Below are 18,025 nucleotides of genomic sequence, written 5' to 3' on the forward strand. Positions count from 1 at the left end.
GCGGGCGTTGCGCGCGCGAGCGCGGGCGCACGGGAACCTGTGCCGCGCGGCTCAGGCGCGGCCGAGCGCCTGCTCCAGATCGGCGCGCAGGTCGTCGATGTGCTCGATGCCCACGCACAGGCGCACCGTGTCCTCGGTGACGCCGGCCTTGGCCAGTTCTTCGGGCGAGAGTTGCCGGTGCGTGGTCGAGGCTGGGTGCGTGGCCAGCGAGCGCACATCGCCAATGTTGACCAGCCGCGTAAACAACTGCAGCGCATCCAGGAAGCGCTCGCCGGCGGCGCGCCCGCCCTCGATACCGAAGGTCAGCAGCCCGGAGGCGCGGCCGCCCAGGTAGCGCTGCGCCAGCGCATGGTACGGGTCGTCGGGCAGGCCGGCGTAGCGCACCCAGCGCACCTTGGGGTGCTGACGCAGGTACTGCGCCACCGCCAGCGTGTTGTCGCAGATACGGTCCATGCGCAGGGGCAGCGTCTCGATGCCTTGCAGGATCAAAAACGCGTTGAACGGCGAGATGGCCGCGCCCATGTTGCGCAGCGGCACCACGCGCGCGCGCCCGATGTAGGCGGCCGGCCCCAGCGCCTCGGTGTAGACCACGCCGTGGTAGCTGACGTCGGGTTCGTTGAGGCGCTTGAAGCGCGCCTTGTGCTCGGCCCAGGGGAAGCGCCCCGAATCGACGATGGCGCCCCCCACGCTATTGCCGTGGCCGCCCAGGTATTTGGTCAGCGAGTGCACGACGATGTCGGCACCGTGCTCGAACGGGCGGCACAGGTAGGGGCTCGGCACCGTGTTGTCGACGATCAGCGGCACGCCGTGGCGGTGCGCGATGGCCGCCAACGCGGCGATGTCGGTGACATTGCCGCGCGGGTTGCCCATGGACTCGCAGTAAATCGCCTTGGTGCGCGCGTCGATCAGGGGCTCAAACGTTTCCGGCCGGTCGCTGTCGGCAAACCGCACCTCGATGCCGTACTGCGGCAGCGTGTGCGCAAACAGGTTGTAGGTGCCGCCGTACAAGGCGCTGGCCGACACGATGTTGTCGCCCGCTTCGGCTATCGTCTGGATGGCGTAGGTGATGGCCGCCTGGCCAGAGGCCAGCGCCAGCGCGCCCACGCCACCTTCCAGCGCCGCCAGGCGCTCTTCCAGCACCGACTGGGTCGGGTTCATGATGCGCGTGTAGATGTTGCCCGGCACCTTCAGGTCGAACAGGTCCGCGCCGTGCTGCGCGCTGTCGAAGGCGTACGCCACCGTCTGGTAGATGGGCGGCACCACGGCCTTGGTGGTGGGGTCGGGGCGGTAGCCGGCGTGCACGGCCTGGGTCTCGAATCGCATCGGCGAACTCTCCTTCGCAAGTCTGGGGGGGGCAACAGCGGGTTGACAAAATGCAACGGCCGCAACCATACCGCAGCCACCGCGGCGGCGTCCACGACATTTGCGTCATGACGACATGACCGTGCGCTATAACACCGCCGCCGTCCCCGCTACCGCCAGCATCCATGCCAACGCTACCGCCTACCGCGCCTCAACACCACCCCCTGCACCCGCCGCGCAGCCTGCTGGCAGGGCCGCCGCTGAGCCGGCGCCGAGCGCTCACGTGGAGCGCTGCCGGCGCCGCCGCGGCGCTGGCCGGCTGCGCCGGTTTGTCGCGGCCCGCCGGCGAGGCCGACGGCGGAGAGGCGACACTGGCCGACTCCGCCTGGGCGCAGGCCAGCCGGCTCGCCCCCGGCGGGCGTTGGGAACACCAGATCTTTCCGCAACGGCGCATCACGCACTACCGCGCCGGCCAACACGCCGGCCGCCCGGCACTGCGTGCCGACAGCGACGCCGGCACCTCCGCGGTGCGCATGCGCCTGCGCGTGCCGGCCTCCGAACTCGCGGCGCTGCGCTGGTCGTGGTGGGTGGACGAGCTCAACCCGGCCTTCGACCTGTCGGACCGCGACACCGACGACGCGGTGGCGCGCGTGATCCTGGCCTTCGAAGGCGGGCGCGAGCACTGGACGCCGCGCGACCACCACCTGTCGGAACTGGCGCGCCTGGTCACCGGCGAGCCGCTGCCGGATGCCACGCTGATGTACGTCTGGGACGCGCGGCTGCCGGTCGGCACCGTCGTGCGCCACCCCGGCACCGGCCGCATCCGCAAGCTCGTCGCCGCCAGCGGCGCGCAGGCTCTGGGCCGCTGGCTGGAACTGGAGCGCGACCCGCTGGCCGACATGCGGCTCGCCTTCGGCGAGACGCCGACGGCGCTGGTCGCCGTCGGCCTGATGACCGACGCCAACAACACACGCTCCCGCGCGGCGGCCTGGTACGGGCCGCTCGAGCTGATCCGGCGCGGGCGATGACGGCGCTATGTCCCGGCACCATCGACGAACCGCTGCACCCAGGCCAACCACCGATCGACTTGCCGGCACAGGGCGCCGGCCAGCGGCTGACGGGCCTGTTCGATCCCGTCCATGGCGCCCTTTCCACGAGGCATGCACCCATGCGCCACCATGCGGCGCTGCACCTCGTCACGCTGTCTCGAGCATACCCAGCCGCTGCAAAATCGCCAGCGTCGGCTCGGCCTGGTTCATGGTGTAGAAGTGCAGGCCCGGGACGCCCGCGGTGCGCAGTTGGTCGCACAAATCCGTCACCACCTCCAGCCCGAAGGCGCGAATCGAGGCCACGTCGTCGCCAAAGGACTGCAGGCGCAGCCGGATCCAGCGCGGGATCTCGGCCCCACAGGCGTCGGAAAAGCGCAGCAGCTGGCTGGCGTTGGTGATCGGCATGATGCCAGGCACGATCGGCACGTCCACCCCCAGCGCATAGGCCTCGTCGACGAAGCGAAAGTAGGCGTCGGTGTTGAAGAAATACTGTGTGATGGCCGAATCGGCACCGGCGCGCACCTTGGCCGCAAACGCCTGCAGATCGGCCTGGGGCGAGCGCGCCTGCGGGTGCATCTCCGGATAGGCCGCGACCTCGATGTGGAAGGCGGCGCCGAACTCCGCGCGGATGAAAGCCACCAAATCGCTGGCGTAGGTGAACTCACCGCCCAGGCCGTAGCCACTGGGCAGGTCACCACGCAACGCCACCAGCCGCCGCACGCCCATCGCCTGCAGCTCGGCAAGTTGGCGGCGCACGCGCTCGCGCGTGGCACCGATGCACGAAAAATGCGCCGCCGCCGGCACGCCTTCGGCCAGGATGTCGCCCACCGTGGCCACCGTCCCGGCCTGCGTGGAGCCACCGGCACCGTAGGTCACCGAGCAAAACTGCGGCCGCGCCGCATACAGTTGGTGGCGCGCCGCGCGCAACTTGGCCGCCCCTTCCGGCGTCTTGGGCGGAAAGAATTCGAAACTCAATGGCAAAGCCATGCCAAAAACTCCCGGTTGCCGTCGCCGCCGGCGATCGGACTGTCGAAGTAGTCGCGCAGCACCAGGCCCAGCTGCGCTGCGGCGTGTTCGATGCGCGCGCGCACGCGCGCAAAAGCCGCCGCATCGCGCACGATGCCGCCTTTGCCGATGTCGGCCGGCTGCAGCTCGAACTGGGGCTTGACCAGCATCAGCATGTGCCCGTGCGGGGCCAGCAGCGGCAGCAGCGCTGGCCACACCAGCGTTTGCGAAATGAACGATAGGTCCCCGACGATGAGGTCGAAGGGCGGCGCCGCAGCCGGCCCGCCGGCGGCCAGCAGACGCTCGGCGCTGAGCTCGCGCGCGTTGCAGCCCTCGATCGCCAGCACGCGCGCGTCTGTGCGCAGCCGTGGGTGCAGCTGGCCGTGGCCAACGTCCACGCCCACCACCTGCGCCGCGCCCGCCTGCAGCAGGCAGTCGGTAAAGCCGCCGGTGCTTTGGCCCACGTCCAGGCAGCGCCGGCCGCGCACCGCCACCCCGGTGCGCTGCAGCGCCGCGGCGAGTTTGAGCCCGCCGCGCGAGACATAGCGCACCTCGGTGTCATCCGCGAGCTGCCACTGCGCCGCCGGCGGCACCGCCTCACCGGCCTTGCGCAGCGGCTGCCAGGGCGCGCCCTCGCCCGCGCGCCACCGCACCGCGCCGGCCGCGATCAGCCGCTGCGCCGCCGAACGCGAGGCCGCCAGCCCCGCCTGCACCAATGCCTGGTCGGCCCGCATGGGCGCGCGCACCCCGCCTCAGTAGCGGTAGGTGTCGGGCTTGTACGGCCCCTCTTTGGGCACCCCGATGTAGGCGGCCTGCTCGTCGGTGAGCTCGGTCAGCATGGCGCCCAGCTTTTTGAGCTGCAGCCGCGCCACCTTCTCGTCCAGGTGCTTGGGCAGCACGTACACCTTGCCTTTTTCGTAGTAGTCGCGGTGGGTAAAGAGCTCGATTTGCGCGATCGTCTGGTTGGCAAACGAGCTGCTCATCACATAGCTCGGGTGGCCGGTGGCGCAACCCAGGTTGACCAGGCGCCCCTTGGCCAGCAGGATGATGCGCTTGCCGTCCTCGAAGATGACGTGATCGACCTGCGGCTTGATCTCCTCCCAGCGGCAGCGCGCCTCCAGCGCGGCGACGTCGATCTCGTTGTCGAAGTGGCCGATGTTGCACACGATGGCCTGGTCCTTCATGCGGGCCATGTGCTCGTAGGTGATGACGTGCTTGTTGCCGGTGGCGGTGACGAAAATATCGGCCTTGTCGCACGCCCAGTCCATGGTGACGACCTTGTAGCCCTCCATGGCCGCCTGCAGCGCGCAGATCGGGTCGATCTCGGTCACCCACACCTGGGCCGACAAGGCGCGCAGCGCCTGCGCGCTGCCCTTGCCCACGTCGCCGTAGCCGCACACCACGGCGATCTTGCCGGCCACCATCACATCCGTGGCGCGTTTGATGCCATCGACCAGCGACTCGCGGCAGCCATAGAGGTTGTCGAACTTGCTCTTGGTCACCGAGTCGTTGACGTTGATGGCGCGAAACATCAGCTCACCGCGCGCGGCCATCTGCTTGAGGCGGTTGACGCCGGTGGTGGTTTCCTCGGTCACGCCGATGATCTGCGCCGCCTTGCGGCTGTACCAGGTCGGATCCTGCGCCAGGCGGGCACGGATGGCGGCAAAGAGCACGCGCTCTTCCTCGCTGCCCGGGTGGTCGAGCACCGACGGGTCGCGCTCGGCCTGCTTGCCCAGGTGCATCAGCAAGGTGGCATCACCGCCGTCGTCCAGGATCATGTTGGGCCCCTCGTCGGGGCTGCCGGCCGGGCCGAACTCGAAGATGCGGTGCGTGTAGTCCCAGTACTGCTCCAGCGTCTCGCCCTTGAAGGCAAACACCGGCGTGCCAGCGGCGGCGATGGCGGCTGCCGCGTGGTCCTGCGTCGAAAAAATGTTGCACGATGCCCAGCGCACCTGCGCGCCCAGCGCCTGCAGGGTCTCGATCAGCACCGCGGTCTGGATGGTCATGTGCAGGCTGCCGGCAATGCGCGCGCCTTTGAGGGGTTGGCTGGCGGCGTACTCGTCGCGGATCGCCATCAGGCCCGGCATTTCGGTCTCGGCGATGCGGATTTCCTTGCGGCCCCAGTCGGCCAGGCCCAGATCGGCCACGACGCAGTCGGTGGGCGGCGGGTGTTTGAGCGGTGCGTTCATGCGGTGACTCCTTCGCGTAGACGGCCACCGGCGCCAGCGCGGCGCTTATGCTCACGCCACACGCCGGTGGGTGAGCGTCGTTGTCAACAGGGCCGCTGCGCGCCCATCGCACGCTTTGCGGCGGTTTCGTCGAGCCTCGCGCCGGTGCGGCTGACGACCACGGCGCTGCAACGCTCCTCGCAAAACCAACGGCATTATAGGCCGCACGGACCGCAACGGGGTTTCCAACAGGGGTTTCTATAATCGGCGTGACGATTGCCCATCCCCCGCGGCCCGTGCCGATCGGGCACTGCCGTCGAGTTCCACACGCCGCCATCTTGGATACCACCGTCTCCCCCCCCAACGCCGCCCACGCGCTGCAGCTGGTGGCCGCCGACATGCAGGCGGTGGATGCCGTCATCCGTTTGCGCTTGTCCAGCGACGTGCCGCTGGTGGGGCAGGTGGCGCATTACATCATCGGGGCGGGAGGCAAGCGCATCCGCCCTGCGCTGCTGCTGCTGATGTGCGGCGCCCTGGGGTGTGACGATGCGCGCCGCCACACCCTGGCCGCGGTGGTGGAGTTCATCCACACCGCCACCCTGCTGCACGACGACGTGGTGGACGAATCGACGCTGCGGCGCGGGCGCGACACCGCCAACCAGGTCTTTGGCAATGCCGCCAGCGTCCTGGTCGGGGACTTTCTGTACTCGCGCGCGTTCCAGATGATGGTGGACTGCGGCGACATGCGCGTCATGCGCGTGCTGGCCGATGCCACCAACGTCATTGCCGAAGGCGAAGTGCTGCAGCTCATGAACATGCACGACGCCACGTTGGACGAAGCGGCGTACCTGCGCGTCATCCGCGCCAAAACGGCCAAGCTGTTCGAGGCCAGCGCGCGGCTGGCGGCGCTGCTGGCCGGCGCCGACGCCCACACCGAGGCGCTGTGCGCGACCTACGGGCAGGCTTTGGGGGCAGCCTTTCAGATCGTCGATGACGTGCTCGATTACGAGGGCGACACCGCCGAGCTGGGCAAAAACCTGGGCGATGACCTGCGCGAAGGCAAGGTGACGCTGCCGATCATTTGCACCTTGCGGCGCTGCGCGCCACAGGACGCCGCGCTGATCCGCGCCGCGATCGAGACCGGGGGCAGCGACCGGCTGGGGAATATCCTGGCCATCGTGCGCGACAGCGGCGGACTGGCTGAGGCGCGCGCGCTGGCGGCCGCCGAAGCGCAGCGCGCCATGGCCGCCGCCGAGGCCCTCCCGGGCGGGGACCCCGTGCGCGAGCAACACCGTCAAGCTCTGCTACAATTAGCGGCTCAACTGCTGATGCGCCGCTCGTGATGGCTGCCAGCGGCTGACAACGGGGTGTAGCTTAGCCTGGTAGAGCGCTACGTTCGGGACGTAGAGGCCGGAGGTTCGAATCCTCTCACCCCGACCATCATCATGGTTTGACGCAAGCCCCTGTCCAGGGGCTTTTTCGTTGGTGGCCGGGTGTTACAGCCGCGCCAGCAGCTTGGCCGGTTGCAGGCGCACGCGGATGTCGTCGGCCGAGACCGGGCGGCGGATTTCGTAGGCCGGATCGGCGGTGTCGCGCAGCGGCGGCTCGCCGCGCGGCCAACCGTCGCGCGTCACGATGGCAAACACCAGCGGTGTGTTCGCGCGGCGCCCGCGGCGCGCCACCACGGCGGTCTCGCCACTGGCAAGCTCCACGTAGGTGCCGGGCAGGTACAGGCCCAGGGCCTTGAGAAACGCCGTCCCCAGCGGCGTGGGCATGCCACTGGCGTCCAGATACACATCGCGCGCCGCGCGCGGCGAGGGCAGACCCGCGCGCGCATGACGCGGGCTGATGCGTGCCACGTACACATCCGCCATGCGCAGCAGCTGCGCGGGCAAACCGACCTCGGTGCGGCCGTGCGGGTAGCCCGTGCCACCCACTTGTTCGTGGTGGTCGCGTACCAGCTCCAGCCACAGGGCGTCGTGCACGCCCAAGCGGCGCAAGATGGCCTCGCTGCGCACGGGGTGTTCGAGCACCTGGCGGCGCTGCTCCGGATGCAAGGGCGCGTCTTGCCGCGCCAGGTCGTCGTGCAGCCGGGCCATGCCCAGATTCATCGTCAAGGCGGCCCGCTGCAGGCTTTGCAGCCGAGCCTCATCCCACGCCAGCGTCTGCCCAACCAGGCGCACGATCACCGCGCACAGCAGCGCGTGGCAGGCGCTGTAGCCCAGCTCGCGGTCGAACAGCATCTGCGTCAGCACGAACAAGCTGTCATCGACGCGCGAGCGCAGCACGCCGTGCATGCGCCGCTCGATCCACAGAAAACGCCCGACAAAGTCCTGCGCCGCCTCTCCCTGGTGCAGCAACAGCGTCAGCGCGGCATGCAGGTCGGGCCAGATTTCGCTGACCGGGCGCTCATCGGGCGCGAGCTCGAGCGTGTCATCGAAGCCCATCGGCCGCCCCACCCCGGCGATGGCCTCCAGGCTTTGGTTGCCGCGCAGCGCGCGGTCGATGGCCGTGGTGTAGCGGTAGGTCCAGGCGCGGTACTCGTCTTCCCGGACCTGCGGATCGTGCATCGCCACCCATTCACGGTGGCGTTCGTCCCGGATGATTTGCCCCTTGCGCAGCAGCAAACGCCCGCTGCGGTCCCACACATGGACCGGCAGCGGCTCGCCCAGAGGGATGTCACGGATGGGAAACGGGACGTACATACGGTGCCTCGAGATGCCGCTACTGTAGTGCGTTTGACCCCACCATGACGTCTCTTTCACCCCATTGGCACGAGCGCTTGCGATAATGCCCGCTATGACCGTTCCCATCCTCCGCTGTCTGCCATGCCCGACGCGCCTCTGCCGATGATCCCGGTGTCGGACCTGCGCATCGGGCACTTCGTCCTGCTCGATCTGGGGTGGATGGACCATCCGTTTCCGCGCAGCAGCTTTCGCATCGGCACGCAACGTCAGATCGACACGATTCGCGCGCTGGGCCTGACGCGGGTGCGCATCGACCCGGCACGCAGCGACCCGCAGGCCGACATGCCGCCACCGCCGCCGGCCGGGGCCACACCGTCCGGCGGCGCCGCATCCGCCACGCCGACCGAACCCGAAACGCCCGCCCAGCGACGCGCGCGCGCATTGGCGCAACAGCGGCGCGCGCTGCACGAGTGCGAACGCCGCTACCACGAGGGGACCGAGCGCTACCAGCAGGTGATCGGCATGGTCGAGCGCGACCCCACCGGCGCCAGCGCGCACACGCGCGCGTTGGTGGCGTCGATGCTGGCCGATATCGAAGGCCAGGGTGAATCGGCCATCCGGCTGCTGCGCGACGCACAGGGCGACCGCGATGCCCAGCACGCGATGAACGTGACCGTGCTGTCGGTGTTGCTGGGGCGCGCGCTCGGTCTGGCGGGCGACGCGTTGCAGGCACTGGGCATGGCCGCGTTTTTGCACGACATCGGCAAGGTACGGCTGCCCGATGTGGTGCGCTACAAGGACGACGCCTTCACCGCGGCGCAGTGGCGGGCGTACCAGGAGCATGTCGCCCACGGCGTGGCGCTGGGACGCGCCATGGGCCTGGCACCGGACGACCTCGACATCATCGCCCAGCACCACGAGGCGGCCGATGGCAGCGGCTTTCCGAGCGGCTGCCGCGGCGACGCCATGGTGCGCGGCGCGCACGTGCTGGCGCTCGTCAACCGCTACGACAGCCTGTGCAACCCGCTCAACCCGGCGCGCGCACACACGCCGCACGAGGCCTTGTCGCTGCTGTTTGCCACCCAGCGCACGCGCTTCGAAGCGGCCACGCTCAATGGCTTCATCCGCATGGTGGGCGTCTATCCTCCAGGCTCCATCGTGCAACTGAGCGACGGACGCTACGCCGTGGTGCAGGCGTGCAATGCGGCCCGGCCGCTCAAGCCGCGCGTGCTGGTGCACGACCCGCGCACGCCGCGCAGCGAGGCGCTGCTGCTGGACCTGCAGGCCGAGCCCGAGCTGTCGATCCAGCGCAGCCTGCGCGCCGAACAGCTGCCGCGCGCCGCGCTCGACTACCTGGAGCCGCGGCCACGCCACTGTTATTTCTTCGAACGCGCCACCCCGTGGGACGAGGGCAGCGCCACGGGGCCGGAAAGGGTGGCATGAGCAGCGAAATGCGCGACGGCTATTGCGCCCCCATTACCGAAGGGCTGATGGAAGCGGTGTGGATCGTCGATCCGGACACCTTGCGCATCCGCAGCGCCAACGGCGCCGCCGCCCGGCTGCTCGGAGTGGAGCGCGAGGCGCTGATCGGTCAACCGGTGCAGCACTGGATCGCCGACCCACAGGACCACGTGTATTGGCAGGAATGGCAGGCCGGCATCGCGCAGACGCTGGAATCCGAGGCGCTGGTGCGTCAGGCCGACGGCAGCGTGCGCCCGGTGCGGCGGCGCGTCAGCCCCCTGACGCTGCAGGGTGGCGAGCGCATCGTGTTGGTGGCGATGCAGGATCTGACCGAATGGCAGCGCGCGCGCCGCCAGCTCGAGACGGTGCTGGCCGAGCTGCGCGCGGTGCTGGAGTCGTCGTCGGACGGCATTCTGGTGTGCGACCTGGACGGGCGCATCCGCGCCTTCAACCGCGCCTTTGCCGACCTGTGGGCGTTGCCCGAGGCGTTGCTCACGCAGCAGGACGACGCCGCCATCTGGGGCCACCTGGCGACTTGCGTGCCCGATGCGCACGGCTTTCAGAGCCGCCTGTCGGAACTGCAGCGCCATCCGCTGCTGGAGGCGCACGACATCGTGCCGCTGCGCAACGGGCGCATCCTGGAGCGGGTCACGCGCCCGCAACTCGCCCAGGGCCGGCCGATCGGCCGCGTCTATGCCTACCGCGACGTCACCGAACGCGCCGCGACCGAGGCCAAACTGCGCCTGGCGGCCAAGGTGTTCGAGTCCAGCCTGGACGCCATCATCGTCACCGACCCGCAGCAGCGCATCGTGGCGTGCAACCCGGCGGCGCTGCGGCTGGCGGGCCTGGAGGCCACCGAGCTCGAGGGCCAGCCCGTAGCGCGGTGGCTGAGCGCGCCCTCACGCCCGGATTGGGCGCGGGACGTCGAGGTGGCCTTGCTCGAGCAGGGCTACTGGGAAGGCGAGCTGTGGCTGCGCCACCCGGACCGCCCGGGCGTGGCGCTGATGGCGTCGTGGGTGTTGCTGCGCGATGGCGCGGGGCAGCCCCTCAACACCGTGCTGTTTGCCAAGGACTTGTCCGAGAAGCTGGAAGCGCAGCGGCGCATCGAGCAGCTCGCCTACAGCGACCCGCTCACCGGCCTGCCCAACCGGCTCATGCTCCATGAGCGGGTCGGCCATGCCGTGCGGCTGGCGCAGCGCAGTGGCGAGGTTTTTGCGCTGCTGTTTCTGGATCTGGACCGCTTCAAGAGCATCAACGATTCGCTGGGCCACCTGTTTGGCGATCAGGTGCTCATCGAGGTCGCCAAACGCTTGCAGCGCTGCCTGCGCCAAACCGACACGCTGGCGCGGCTCGGCGGCGACGAGTTCGTCATCCACCTGCACGGCGCCGACCGCACCGCGGCCGAGAAAACCGCCCAGCGCATCATCGACGCCATCACGCGCCCCGTGAGCATCAACGAGATGCAGTTCACGCTCTCGTGCAGCATCGGCATTGCCCTGTACCCGCAGGATGGCAAGACGCTCGACGAGCTGATCCAGTGCGCCGATACGGCGATGTACCAGGTCAAGGAGCGCGGCAAAGGCCACTACCGCTTCTACCAGCCGCGCATGAACGCCGATTTGCTGGCGCGCATCCAGATGGACCACGCGATGCGCGAAGGCCTGCAGCGCGGCGAGTTCGAGCTGCACTTCCAGCCGCGCGTGGACCTGCGCCGCGACGCGGTTGCGGGGTGCGAGGCGCTGCTGCGCTGGCACCGCCCTGGCGAGGGGCTGGTGATGCCGGGCACCTTCATCGCCGTGGCCGAGGAAACCGGCCTGATCGCGCGGCTGGGCCAATGGGTGCTGCACAACGCGGTGGCGCAGGCGGCGCGCTGGGCCGCCGACGGCCACCCCTTGCAGGTGGCGGTCAACGTCTCGGCGCTGCAGTTTGAGCAAGCGCACTTCGTGCAGGACGTCGCGCAGGCGCTGCAGGCGCACGGCCTGCCGCCCCATCTGCTGGAGTTGGAGCTGACCGAATCGATCCTGATCCGCGACGCCGACGAGGCGCTGGGCAAGCTGCAGGCGCTGGCCGATCTGGGTGTGGCGCTCTCGCTGGACGACTTCGGCACCGGCTACTCCAACCTCACCTACCTCAAGCGCTTTCCGCTGCACCGGCTCAAGATCGACCGCAGCTTCATCGCCGCCATGCCCGAAGACGGTGTGGACGCGGCCATCGTCGCAGCGATCGTGCAGATGGGCCACGCGCTGGGCATGGAGGTGGTGGCCGAGGGGGTCGAGCGCGCCGAACAGCTGCAACCGCTGCGCGCCCTGGGCTGTGACCACTACCAGGGATTTTGGTTTGCGCGCCCGATGCCGGCCGCTGCGCTGGCGGCGCTCCTGGATGCGGCCACGCCGGGCCACGACGACGGGGCCGGCACCCCGCCGCGTTGATCAGCGCCCTTCCGCCCAGGCCTGCAAATCGGCCGGCTTGACCTGGCCCAGCTTGCGGTGCGCCACGCGCCCGCGGCGATCGAGCACCACGGTAAAGGGCAGCGCCCCGGTGTCGTTGCCGAGCTGGCGCGCCAGCTCGGTGCCGCCAAAGCCGGCCAGCCCGATGGGGAATGCCAGTGGCTGGCGCTGCAGAAACTGCCGCACGGCGCTGGGCTGGTCGATGGCCAGGGCCAGCACCTGCCAGCCCGAGGCTTGCCGTTCGCGGTAGAAGCGGTCCAGCAGCGGCAGCTCCTCCACGCACGGCGGGCACCACGTGGCCCAGAAGTTGACCAGCAGCGGCCGGCCGCGAAAGTCGGCTGCGGCGACGGTGCCGCCCTGCGGCCGCTCCCAACGCTGCGCCCACAGGGCCTCTTCGGCCCCGGGCGCGGCGGCGCCGGGCGTCAGCCGCCACACCGCCACCCCGGCGCCCACGGCGGCAGCCCCTGCGGCCACCGCCACCGTGACCATTCGTCGGTTCATCATTCGCGCTCCTTGGCCGCGTCGGGCGCGGTGGCGTGCAGCAACGCCCGCACCTCGGCCGCTGTGCCGCGCGGCACCCGGCCCAGTTCGTCGGGCAGGCGCGCGCCGCGGCCCGCTTGGCGGTCGTTGACCCACAGGTGCAGGCCCACCACCTCGCCCAGCCCGTCGCAGCGCACGCTCAGGCTCAGCACCTCGGCGGTGCGCCCGTGCAGGCCGCGCGCCGACTGCGCCTCATACGCCAGCCCGGCGTTGATGAGGGCGATTTCGACCGCCTTCGGATCATCGGCAAAGAGCTGCAGGTGGATGTCCGAGTGGCGCGTGGCGGTGCCATGCCAGACCGCACCCCCGAGCAGCGGCTCGAACGCGGCCAGCCGCTCCATCCAGTGCAGCGCCGTCGCGCGCAAGGCGCGCAGTTCCGCAGGCTGGGTGTCGGCGTGGAAGATGGCCAAGTGCTCGCGCACGGCGGCGTCGAGGAGCGCCGGTCCCGGCCATGGGGTGCGCGGCGGCAGGCGCAACTGGTGCAGCGCGCGCTGCAGGGCCTGGCGCGCCTGCAACCCCTCATCGACCATCAGCCCCGCCGCGACGGCGGCCAGCTCGCGTTGCGTGTCGGTGTCCATGCGCAGGATTGTCCGCCATGCGCGGCCGGCATGCAGCCGGCCGCGATAATGCCGGCATGCACATCCACATCCTGGGCATCTGCGGTACTTTCATGGGCGGCGTGGCGGCGCTGGCGCGCGAGGCGGGCCACCGCGTCACGGGCTGCGACGCCGGCGTCTACCCGCCGATGAGCGAGCAGCTGCGCGCACTCGGCATCGACCTGATCGAGGGCTATGGGGCGGATCAGCTCGCGCTGCGGCCGGACGTGTTCGTCGTGGGCAACGTGGTCAGCCGCGCGCGCGGGCCCGACGGCGCACCCAAGTTTCCCCTCATGGAAGCGATACTGGATGCCGGCGCGCGCTACACCAGTGGCCCCCAGTGGCTGGGCGAACACGTGCTGCACGGGCGTCATGTGCTGGCGGTGGCCGGCACGCACGGCAAGACGACCACCACGGCCATGCTGGCCTGGATCCTGGAGCACGCCGGGCTGGCGCCGGGGTTTCTGGTGGGGGGGGTGCCGCTCAATTTTGGCGTCTCGGCACGCCTGGGGCGGCTGCCCGTGGAGGGCGCGCGCACCCCGTTCGTGATCGAGGCCGACGAGTACGACACCGCCTTTTTCGACAAGCGCAGCAAGTTCGTGCACTACCGGCCGCGCACCGCGGTGCTCAACAACCTGGAGTTCGATCACGCGGACATCTTCGATGACCTGGCGGCGATCGAGCGCCAGTTTCACCACCTGTTGCGCACCGTCCCGCCCAGTGGCCGCGTGATCGCCAACGGGCTGGAGGAGAGCTTGGCGCGCGTGCTGCACCAGGGTTTGTGGAGCGAGCTGCGCACCTTTGGCGCCGCCGACAGCGACTACACCGCCGACGGCGACGCGCACGACTTTGCGGTGTTGCGCCGCGGCACACCGGTGGCGCACGTGCGCTGGTCGCTGGCCGGCGTGCACAACCAGCTCAACGCGCTGGCGGCCATCGCAGCCGCCGAGCACCTGGGCGTGGCGCCGTCCGCGGCGGCCGAGGCGCTGGCCAGCTTTGCCAACGTGCGCCGCCGGCTGGAGGTGCGCGGACGCGTGGCGCTGCCCGGCGGCGCGGTCACGGTGTACGACGACTTTGCCCACCACCCCACCGCCATGCGCACCACCATCGACGGCCTGCGCCGGCGGTTGGACCACGGGGGACGCGCGCACGAACGCATCGTGGCGATCTTCGAGCCGCGCTCCAACACCATGAAGCGCGGCACCATGAAGGCGCAACTGCCCTGGGCGCTGGAGGGCGCGGCGCTGGCCTTTTGCCACGCGGGCGGGCTGGATTGGGATGCCGCCGCCGCGCTGGCCCCGCTGGGCGCGCGCGCACACGTCGCGCCGGACATCGACACCCTGGTCGCACAGGTCATGGCCGCGGTGCGCCCCGGCGACCACCTGCTGTGCATGAGCAACGGGGCGTTTGGTGGCGTGCACGGCCGGCTGCTGGCCGCGCTGCAGGCGCGCGCCGTGGCCGCCGACCCCGTGTCCTCGGGCGCCGCGGCCGCTCAGTAACCGACCGTCAGCGCCGGCACATCGACCTTGATCACCGGCTTGGCCAGCAGGCTGCTGGCCGCGCGCGCATAGACCATGGCCCAGGGCCGGTGCGCGGCTTCGGCAAAGCGCACCTCGCCCACCGCCTGGGCAACGGCCAGCAGCTTGTCGGCGGTCAGCACCTTGCCGCTGAGGCGCAGCGGCTCGCAACCCAGGGTCACAAACTGTTCGTCGAGCCACTGCCGCGCCAAATCGTGCGGCATGGGCTGCACCTCATCGAGGTCGAACGTGTACTCGCGGTCGGGGCCAAAGGAGACGATGACGTGATTGCGCATGGCCCCATCGTACACCCGGTGCGCGCAGCGCCCAAGCCCCCCGTCCACGCCCCGGCCACGCCGTGGGCAGCCCCCGGCCCTGCGCCAGCGCCCGCGCCTTACCGCCGGCGCGCCGCGCGCCGCGCCGCCACCGCGTCGGCCAGGGTCTGCAGCACCTGCACCGAGGCGTCCCAATCGATGCAGGCATCGGTGATGCTTTGCCCGTAGGCCAGCCGCGCCGGGTCGTCCTTGCCCGGGGTGAATTTTTGCGCGCCGGCGCGCAGGTGGCTCTCCACCATGACACCGAAAATGCGTTCCGACCCAGCGGCGATCTGCCCTGCCACGTCGCGCGCGACATCGATTTGGCGCTCGTGCTGCTTTTGGCTGTTGCCGTGGCTGCAATCCACCATGACGCGCGCGGGCAGCTTGGCGTCGGCGAGCTGCTGGCAGGCAATGGCCACGCTGTCGGCGTCGTAATTGGGCAGCTTGCCGCCGCGCAGGATGACGTGGCAGTCGGGGTTGCCCTTGGTCTGGACGATGGCCACCTGGCCGTTTTTGTGCACCGACAGGAAGTGGTGCGGGCGGCTGGCGGCCAGGATGGCGTCGGTGGCGATGCGGATGTTGCCGTCGGTGCCGTTTTTGAAGCCGATCGGTGCACTCAACCCCGAGGCAAGCTCGCGGTGCACCTGGCTTTCGGTGGTGCGCGCCCCGATCGCCCCCCACGCGATGAGGTCGGCGATGTACTGCGGGCTGATGACGTCGAGAAATTCGCTCGCCGCCGGCAGCCCCAGCCGGTTGATCTCGATGAGCAACTGGCGCGCGATGCGCAGGCCCTCGTCGATGCGAAAACTCTCATCCAGGTACGGGTCGTTGATCAGGCCCTTCCAGCCCACCGTGGTGCGCGGCTTTTCGAAGTACACGCGCATCACGATTTCGAGCGTGTCGGCGTGGCGGTCGCGCTGCTCTTTGAGGCGGCGCGCGTACTCCATGGCCGCTGCCGGGTCATGGATCGAGCATGGCCCGATGATGACCAGCAGCCGGTCGTCCTTGCCGTGCAGGATCTGGTGGATGGCGCGGCGTGTGCGGGTGATGAGCGATTCGATGCCAGTGCCGCGGATGGGAAAGAAGCGGATCAAGTGCTCGGGCGGCGGCAGCACGGTGATGTCCTCGATGCGTTGGTCGTCGGTCTGGCTGGTGCGGTCGGCCGGATGGGGATACCAGACGTCGGTGCTGCTGGCTTTGGCGGGGCTCGGGCTCATGAAACGCTCCTTCGATGGCATGAAACGGGGGGCAAAAAAAAACCGCCGGTGGGGACCGACGGTTTCGAGTTCAGGGGCTTTTGCTGGGGCGCTTTCAGACCTCTCTGCCGTCGGTGACGCGTGAGAACCAAAAGTAGCCAAAGTAAAAGCCGCGCTTGTGCATGGGCTTCACTCTAACACAGCTTGCATGACAGGATGCTGACATGGTGCCCGGCGTGCGTGGCCTGCGCGCAACACGGCGCTCAGGCCGTGCCCCCCACGGTCAGGCCGTCCAGCCGCAGCGTGGGCTGTCCAACCCCGACGGGGACGCTTTGCCCCTCTTTGCCGCAGGTGCCCACCCCGCTGTCGAGGGCCAGGTCGTTGCCGATCATCACGATGCGCTTGAGCGCCTCGGGCCCGCTGCCGATGAGGGTCGCACCTTTGACTGGGTAGAGCAGACGGCCGTTTTCCACCCACCACGCGCTGCTGGCCGAAAAGACAAACTTGCCGCTGGTGATGTCCACCTGCCCACCGCCAAACTGAGTGGCGTAGAGCCCGCGGCGCACGCTGGCGACGATCTCCTGCGGGTCGTGCTCGCCCGCCAGCATGTAGGTGTTGGTCATGCGCGGCATGGGCAGGTGGGCGTAGCTTTCGCGGCGGCCGTTGCCGGTTGGCGCCACGCCCATGAGGCGCGCATTGAGCCGGTCCTGCAGGTAGCCGCGCAAGATGCCGTCTTCGATGAGCACGTTGCGCTGGCTGGCGCAGCCCTCGTCGTCCACGTTGAGCGAGCCGCGCCGGCCCTCGAGCGTGCCATCGTCCAGCACCGTGACGCCCTTGGCCGCCACGCGCTCGCCGATGCGCCCGGCAAAGGCGCTGGAGCCCTTGCGGTTGAAGTCGCCCTCCAACCCATGGCCCACCGCCTCGTGCAGCAGCACGCCGGGCCAGCCCGGCCCCAGCACGACCGTCATTTCGCCCGCCGGCGCAGGGCGCGACTCGAGGTTGGTCAGCGCCGCCTGCACCGCCTCATCCACGTAGCGCGTCAGGACGGCGTCGTCGAAATACGCCAAGCCCATGCGCCCGCCGCCGCCGGCGGTACCCACCTCGCGCCGCTCACCCTGCTGCGCGATCACCGTCAGCGACAGCCGCACCAGCGGACGCACGTCGGCGGCCAGCACACCGTCGGCGCGCGCCACCAGCACCACGTCGTATTCGGCGGCCAGCCCCGCCATCACCTGCACGATGCGCGGGTCGCGTGCGCGCGCCATCTGCTCGATGCGCTGCAGCAGCGCCACCTTGGCCGCGCTGTCGAGCGTGCCGATCGGGTCGTGGGCGGCGTAGAGCTGGCGCGAGGGCGCCACCGCCGTGCGCCGCGTGCGGCGCAGGTTGGCGCGCTGGCTGCCGCCTTGCCGTCCGATGGCGCGCACGCTCTCGGCCGCCTCACGCAGCGCGGCCCACGACAGGTCGTCGGAGTAGGCGAAGGCCGTCTTGTCGCCGCTGACCGCGCGCACGCCAACGCCCTGGTCGATGCTGAAGCTGCCGGTCTTGACGATACCCTCCTCCAGGCTCCAGCCCTCGCTGCGCGTGTACTGGAAATACAGGTCGGCGTCATCGACCCCCGGCGCCATGATGGCCGAGAGCGCGCGGCGCAGGTGGCCCTCGTCCAGGCCGTAGGGTTCGAGCAGCAGGGAACGCGCCGTGGCCAGGCGCTCCAGGGTCGGTTCGACAGCGATCATGCAGGCA

At 70.0% G+C, this 18,025-nt stretch carries 15 protein-coding genes, 1 tRNA gene and 1 riboswitch; of the genes, 6 read left to right on the forward strand and 10 right to left on the reverse strand.

Annotated elements, in window-relative coordinates; all coding sequences use genetic code 11:
- Positions 1 to 51: 51 nt before the first annotated feature.
- Positions 52 to 1,323 (reverse strand): O-acetylhomoserine aminocarboxypropyltransferase/cysteine synthase family protein, encoded by a 1,272-nt coding sequence (locus Tther_RS00990; RefSeq protein WP_143899964.1) that lies wholly within the window; start codon positions 1,321 to 1,323, stop codon positions 52 to 54.
- A gap of 164 nt (positions 1,324 to 1,487) precedes the next feature.
- Between Tther_RS00990 and Tther_RS00995 the strand changes: the two genes are divergently transcribed.
- Positions 1,488 to 2,330, forward strand: a complete 843-nt coding sequence (locus Tther_RS00995; RefSeq protein WP_143899966.1) for a DUF3047 domain-containing protein — start codon at positions 1,488 to 1,490, stop codon at positions 2,328 to 2,330.
- 168 nt (positions 2,331 to 2,498) lie between these two features.
- On the opposite strand, the gene metF is transcribed toward Tther_RS00995, so the two are convergent.
- From metF to ahcY, 3 genes are read right to left on the reverse strand one after another with little or no spacing between them, the layout of a single operon-like run.
- Positions 2,499 to 3,338, reverse strand: coding sequence for a methylenetetrahydrofolate reductase [NAD(P)H] (metF, locus tag Tther_RS01000; RefSeq protein WP_143899967.1), 840 nt, complete (start codon positions 3,336 to 3,338; stop codon positions 2,499 to 2,501).
- Positions 3,323 to 4,090, reverse strand: coding sequence for a TlyA family RNA methyltransferase (locus Tther_RS01005; RefSeq protein ID WP_143900115.1), 768 nt, complete (start codon positions 4,088 to 4,090; stop codon positions 3,323 to 3,325). Before Tther_RS01005 ends, metF begins: the two co-directional genes overlap by 16 nt.
- An 18-nt stretch (positions 4,091 to 4,108) precedes the next feature.
- Positions 4,109 to 5,545, reverse strand: coding sequence for an adenosylhomocysteinase (gene ahcY / locus Tther_RS01010; RefSeq protein ID WP_143899969.1), 1,437 nt, complete (start codon positions 5,543 to 5,545; stop codon positions 4,109 to 4,111).
- 65 nt (positions 5,546 to 5,610) lie between these two features.
- Positions 5,611 to 5,730: riboswitch (S-adenosyl-L-homocysteine riboswitch) on the reverse strand.
- 192 nt (positions 5,731 to 5,922) lie between these two features.
- Between ahcY and Tther_RS01015 the strand changes: the two genes are divergently transcribed.
- Together Tther_RS01015 and Tther_RS01020 are read left to right on the forward strand one after the other, a co-directional pair.
- On the forward strand, positions 5,923 to 6,867 hold the full coding sequence (locus Tther_RS01015) for a polyprenyl synthetase family protein (RefSeq protein ID WP_143900117.1): 945 nt from the start codon (positions 5,923 to 5,925) through the stop codon (positions 6,865 to 6,867).
- Positions 6,868 to 6,887: 20 nt separating this feature from the next.
- Positions 6,888 to 6,964 (forward strand) — tRNA-Pro (locus Tther_RS01020).
- A 56-nt stretch (positions 6,965 to 7,020) separates the two neighbouring features.
- Here Tther_RS01020 and Tther_RS01025 read toward each other — a convergent pair.
- Complete coding sequence (locus Tther_RS01025) at positions 7,021 to 8,229, reverse strand: HD-GYP domain-containing protein (protein ID WP_185974962.1); 1,209 nt, start codon at positions 8,227 to 8,229, stop codon at positions 7,021 to 7,023.
- A gap of 123 nt (positions 8,230 to 8,352) precedes the next feature.
- On the opposite strand from Tther_RS01025, the gene Tther_RS01030 reads away from it, so the two are divergent.
- On the forward strand, positions 8,353 to 9,654 hold the full coding sequence (locus tag Tther_RS01030) for an HD-GYP domain-containing protein (protein WP_143899973.1): 1,302 nt from the start codon (positions 8,353 to 8,355) through the stop codon (positions 9,652 to 9,654).
- Positions 9,651 to 12,101 carry a sensor domain-containing protein gene (locus tag Tther_RS01035; RefSeq protein ID WP_143899975.1) on the forward strand — a complete coding sequence of 817 codons (2,451 nt, stop codon included), beginning with the start codon at positions 9,651 to 9,653 and terminating at the stop codon, positions 12,099 to 12,101. Before Tther_RS01030 ends, Tther_RS01035 begins: the two co-directional genes overlap by 4 nt.
- On the opposite strand, the gene Tther_RS01040 is transcribed toward Tther_RS01035, so the two are convergent.
- Together Tther_RS01040 and Tther_RS01045 are read right to left on the reverse strand one after the other, a co-directional pair.
- Positions 12,102 to 12,620 (reverse strand): TlpA disulfide reductase family protein, encoded by a 519-nt coding sequence (locus tag Tther_RS01040; RefSeq protein WP_246098849.1) that lies wholly within the window; start codon positions 12,618 to 12,620, stop codon positions 12,102 to 12,104.
- Positions 12,620 to 13,237 (reverse strand): hypothetical protein, encoded by a 618-nt coding sequence (locus Tther_RS01045; RefSeq protein ID WP_143899979.1) that lies wholly within the window; start codon positions 13,235 to 13,237, stop codon positions 12,620 to 12,622. Before Tther_RS01045 ends, Tther_RS01040 begins: the two co-directional genes overlap by 1 nt.
- A gap of 56 nt (positions 13,238 to 13,293) precedes the next feature.
- Between Tther_RS01045 and mpl the strand changes: the two genes are divergently transcribed.
- Positions 13,294 to 14,754, forward strand: coding sequence for a UDP-N-acetylmuramate:L-alanyl-gamma-D-glutamyl-meso-diaminopimelate ligase (mpl, locus tag Tther_RS01050; protein WP_143899981.1), 1,461 nt, complete (start codon positions 13,294 to 13,296; stop codon positions 14,752 to 14,754).
- On the opposite strand, the gene Tther_RS01055 is transcribed toward mpl, so the two are convergent.
- The 3 genes from Tther_RS01055 to tldD all read right to left on the reverse strand — a co-directional run bounded on the left by Tther_RS01055 (position 14,748) and on the right by tldD (position 18,018).
- Positions 14,748 to 15,068: a hypothetical protein gene (locus Tther_RS01055; RefSeq protein WP_143899982.1), complete on the reverse strand. Its 321-nt coding sequence runs from the start codon at positions 15,066 to 15,068 to the stop codon at positions 14,748 to 14,750. The genes mpl and Tther_RS01055 overlap by 7 nt on opposite strands.
- A 98-nt stretch (positions 15,069 to 15,166) precedes the next feature.
- Positions 15,167 to 16,306: a 3-deoxy-7-phosphoheptulonate synthase gene (locus tag Tther_RS01060; RefSeq protein ID WP_143899984.1), complete on the reverse strand. Its 1,140-nt coding sequence runs from the start codon at positions 16,304 to 16,306 to the stop codon at positions 15,167 to 15,169.
- Positions 16,307 to 16,548: 242 nt separating this feature from the next.
- The gene (gene tldD, locus Tther_RS01065; RefSeq protein ID WP_143899986.1) at positions 16,549 to 18,018 is read right to left on the reverse strand and encodes a metalloprotease TldD; all 1,470 of its coding nucleotides are present in this window, start codon (positions 18,016 to 18,018) and stop codon (positions 16,549 to 16,551) included.
- Positions 18,019 to 18,025: the final 7 nt, after the last annotated feature.

It is taken from the genome of Tepidimonas thermarum, assembly GCF_007556705.1.
Classification (GTDB): domain Bacteria; phylum Pseudomonadota; class Gammaproteobacteria; order Burkholderiales; family Burkholderiaceae_C; genus Tepidimonas; species Tepidimonas thermarum.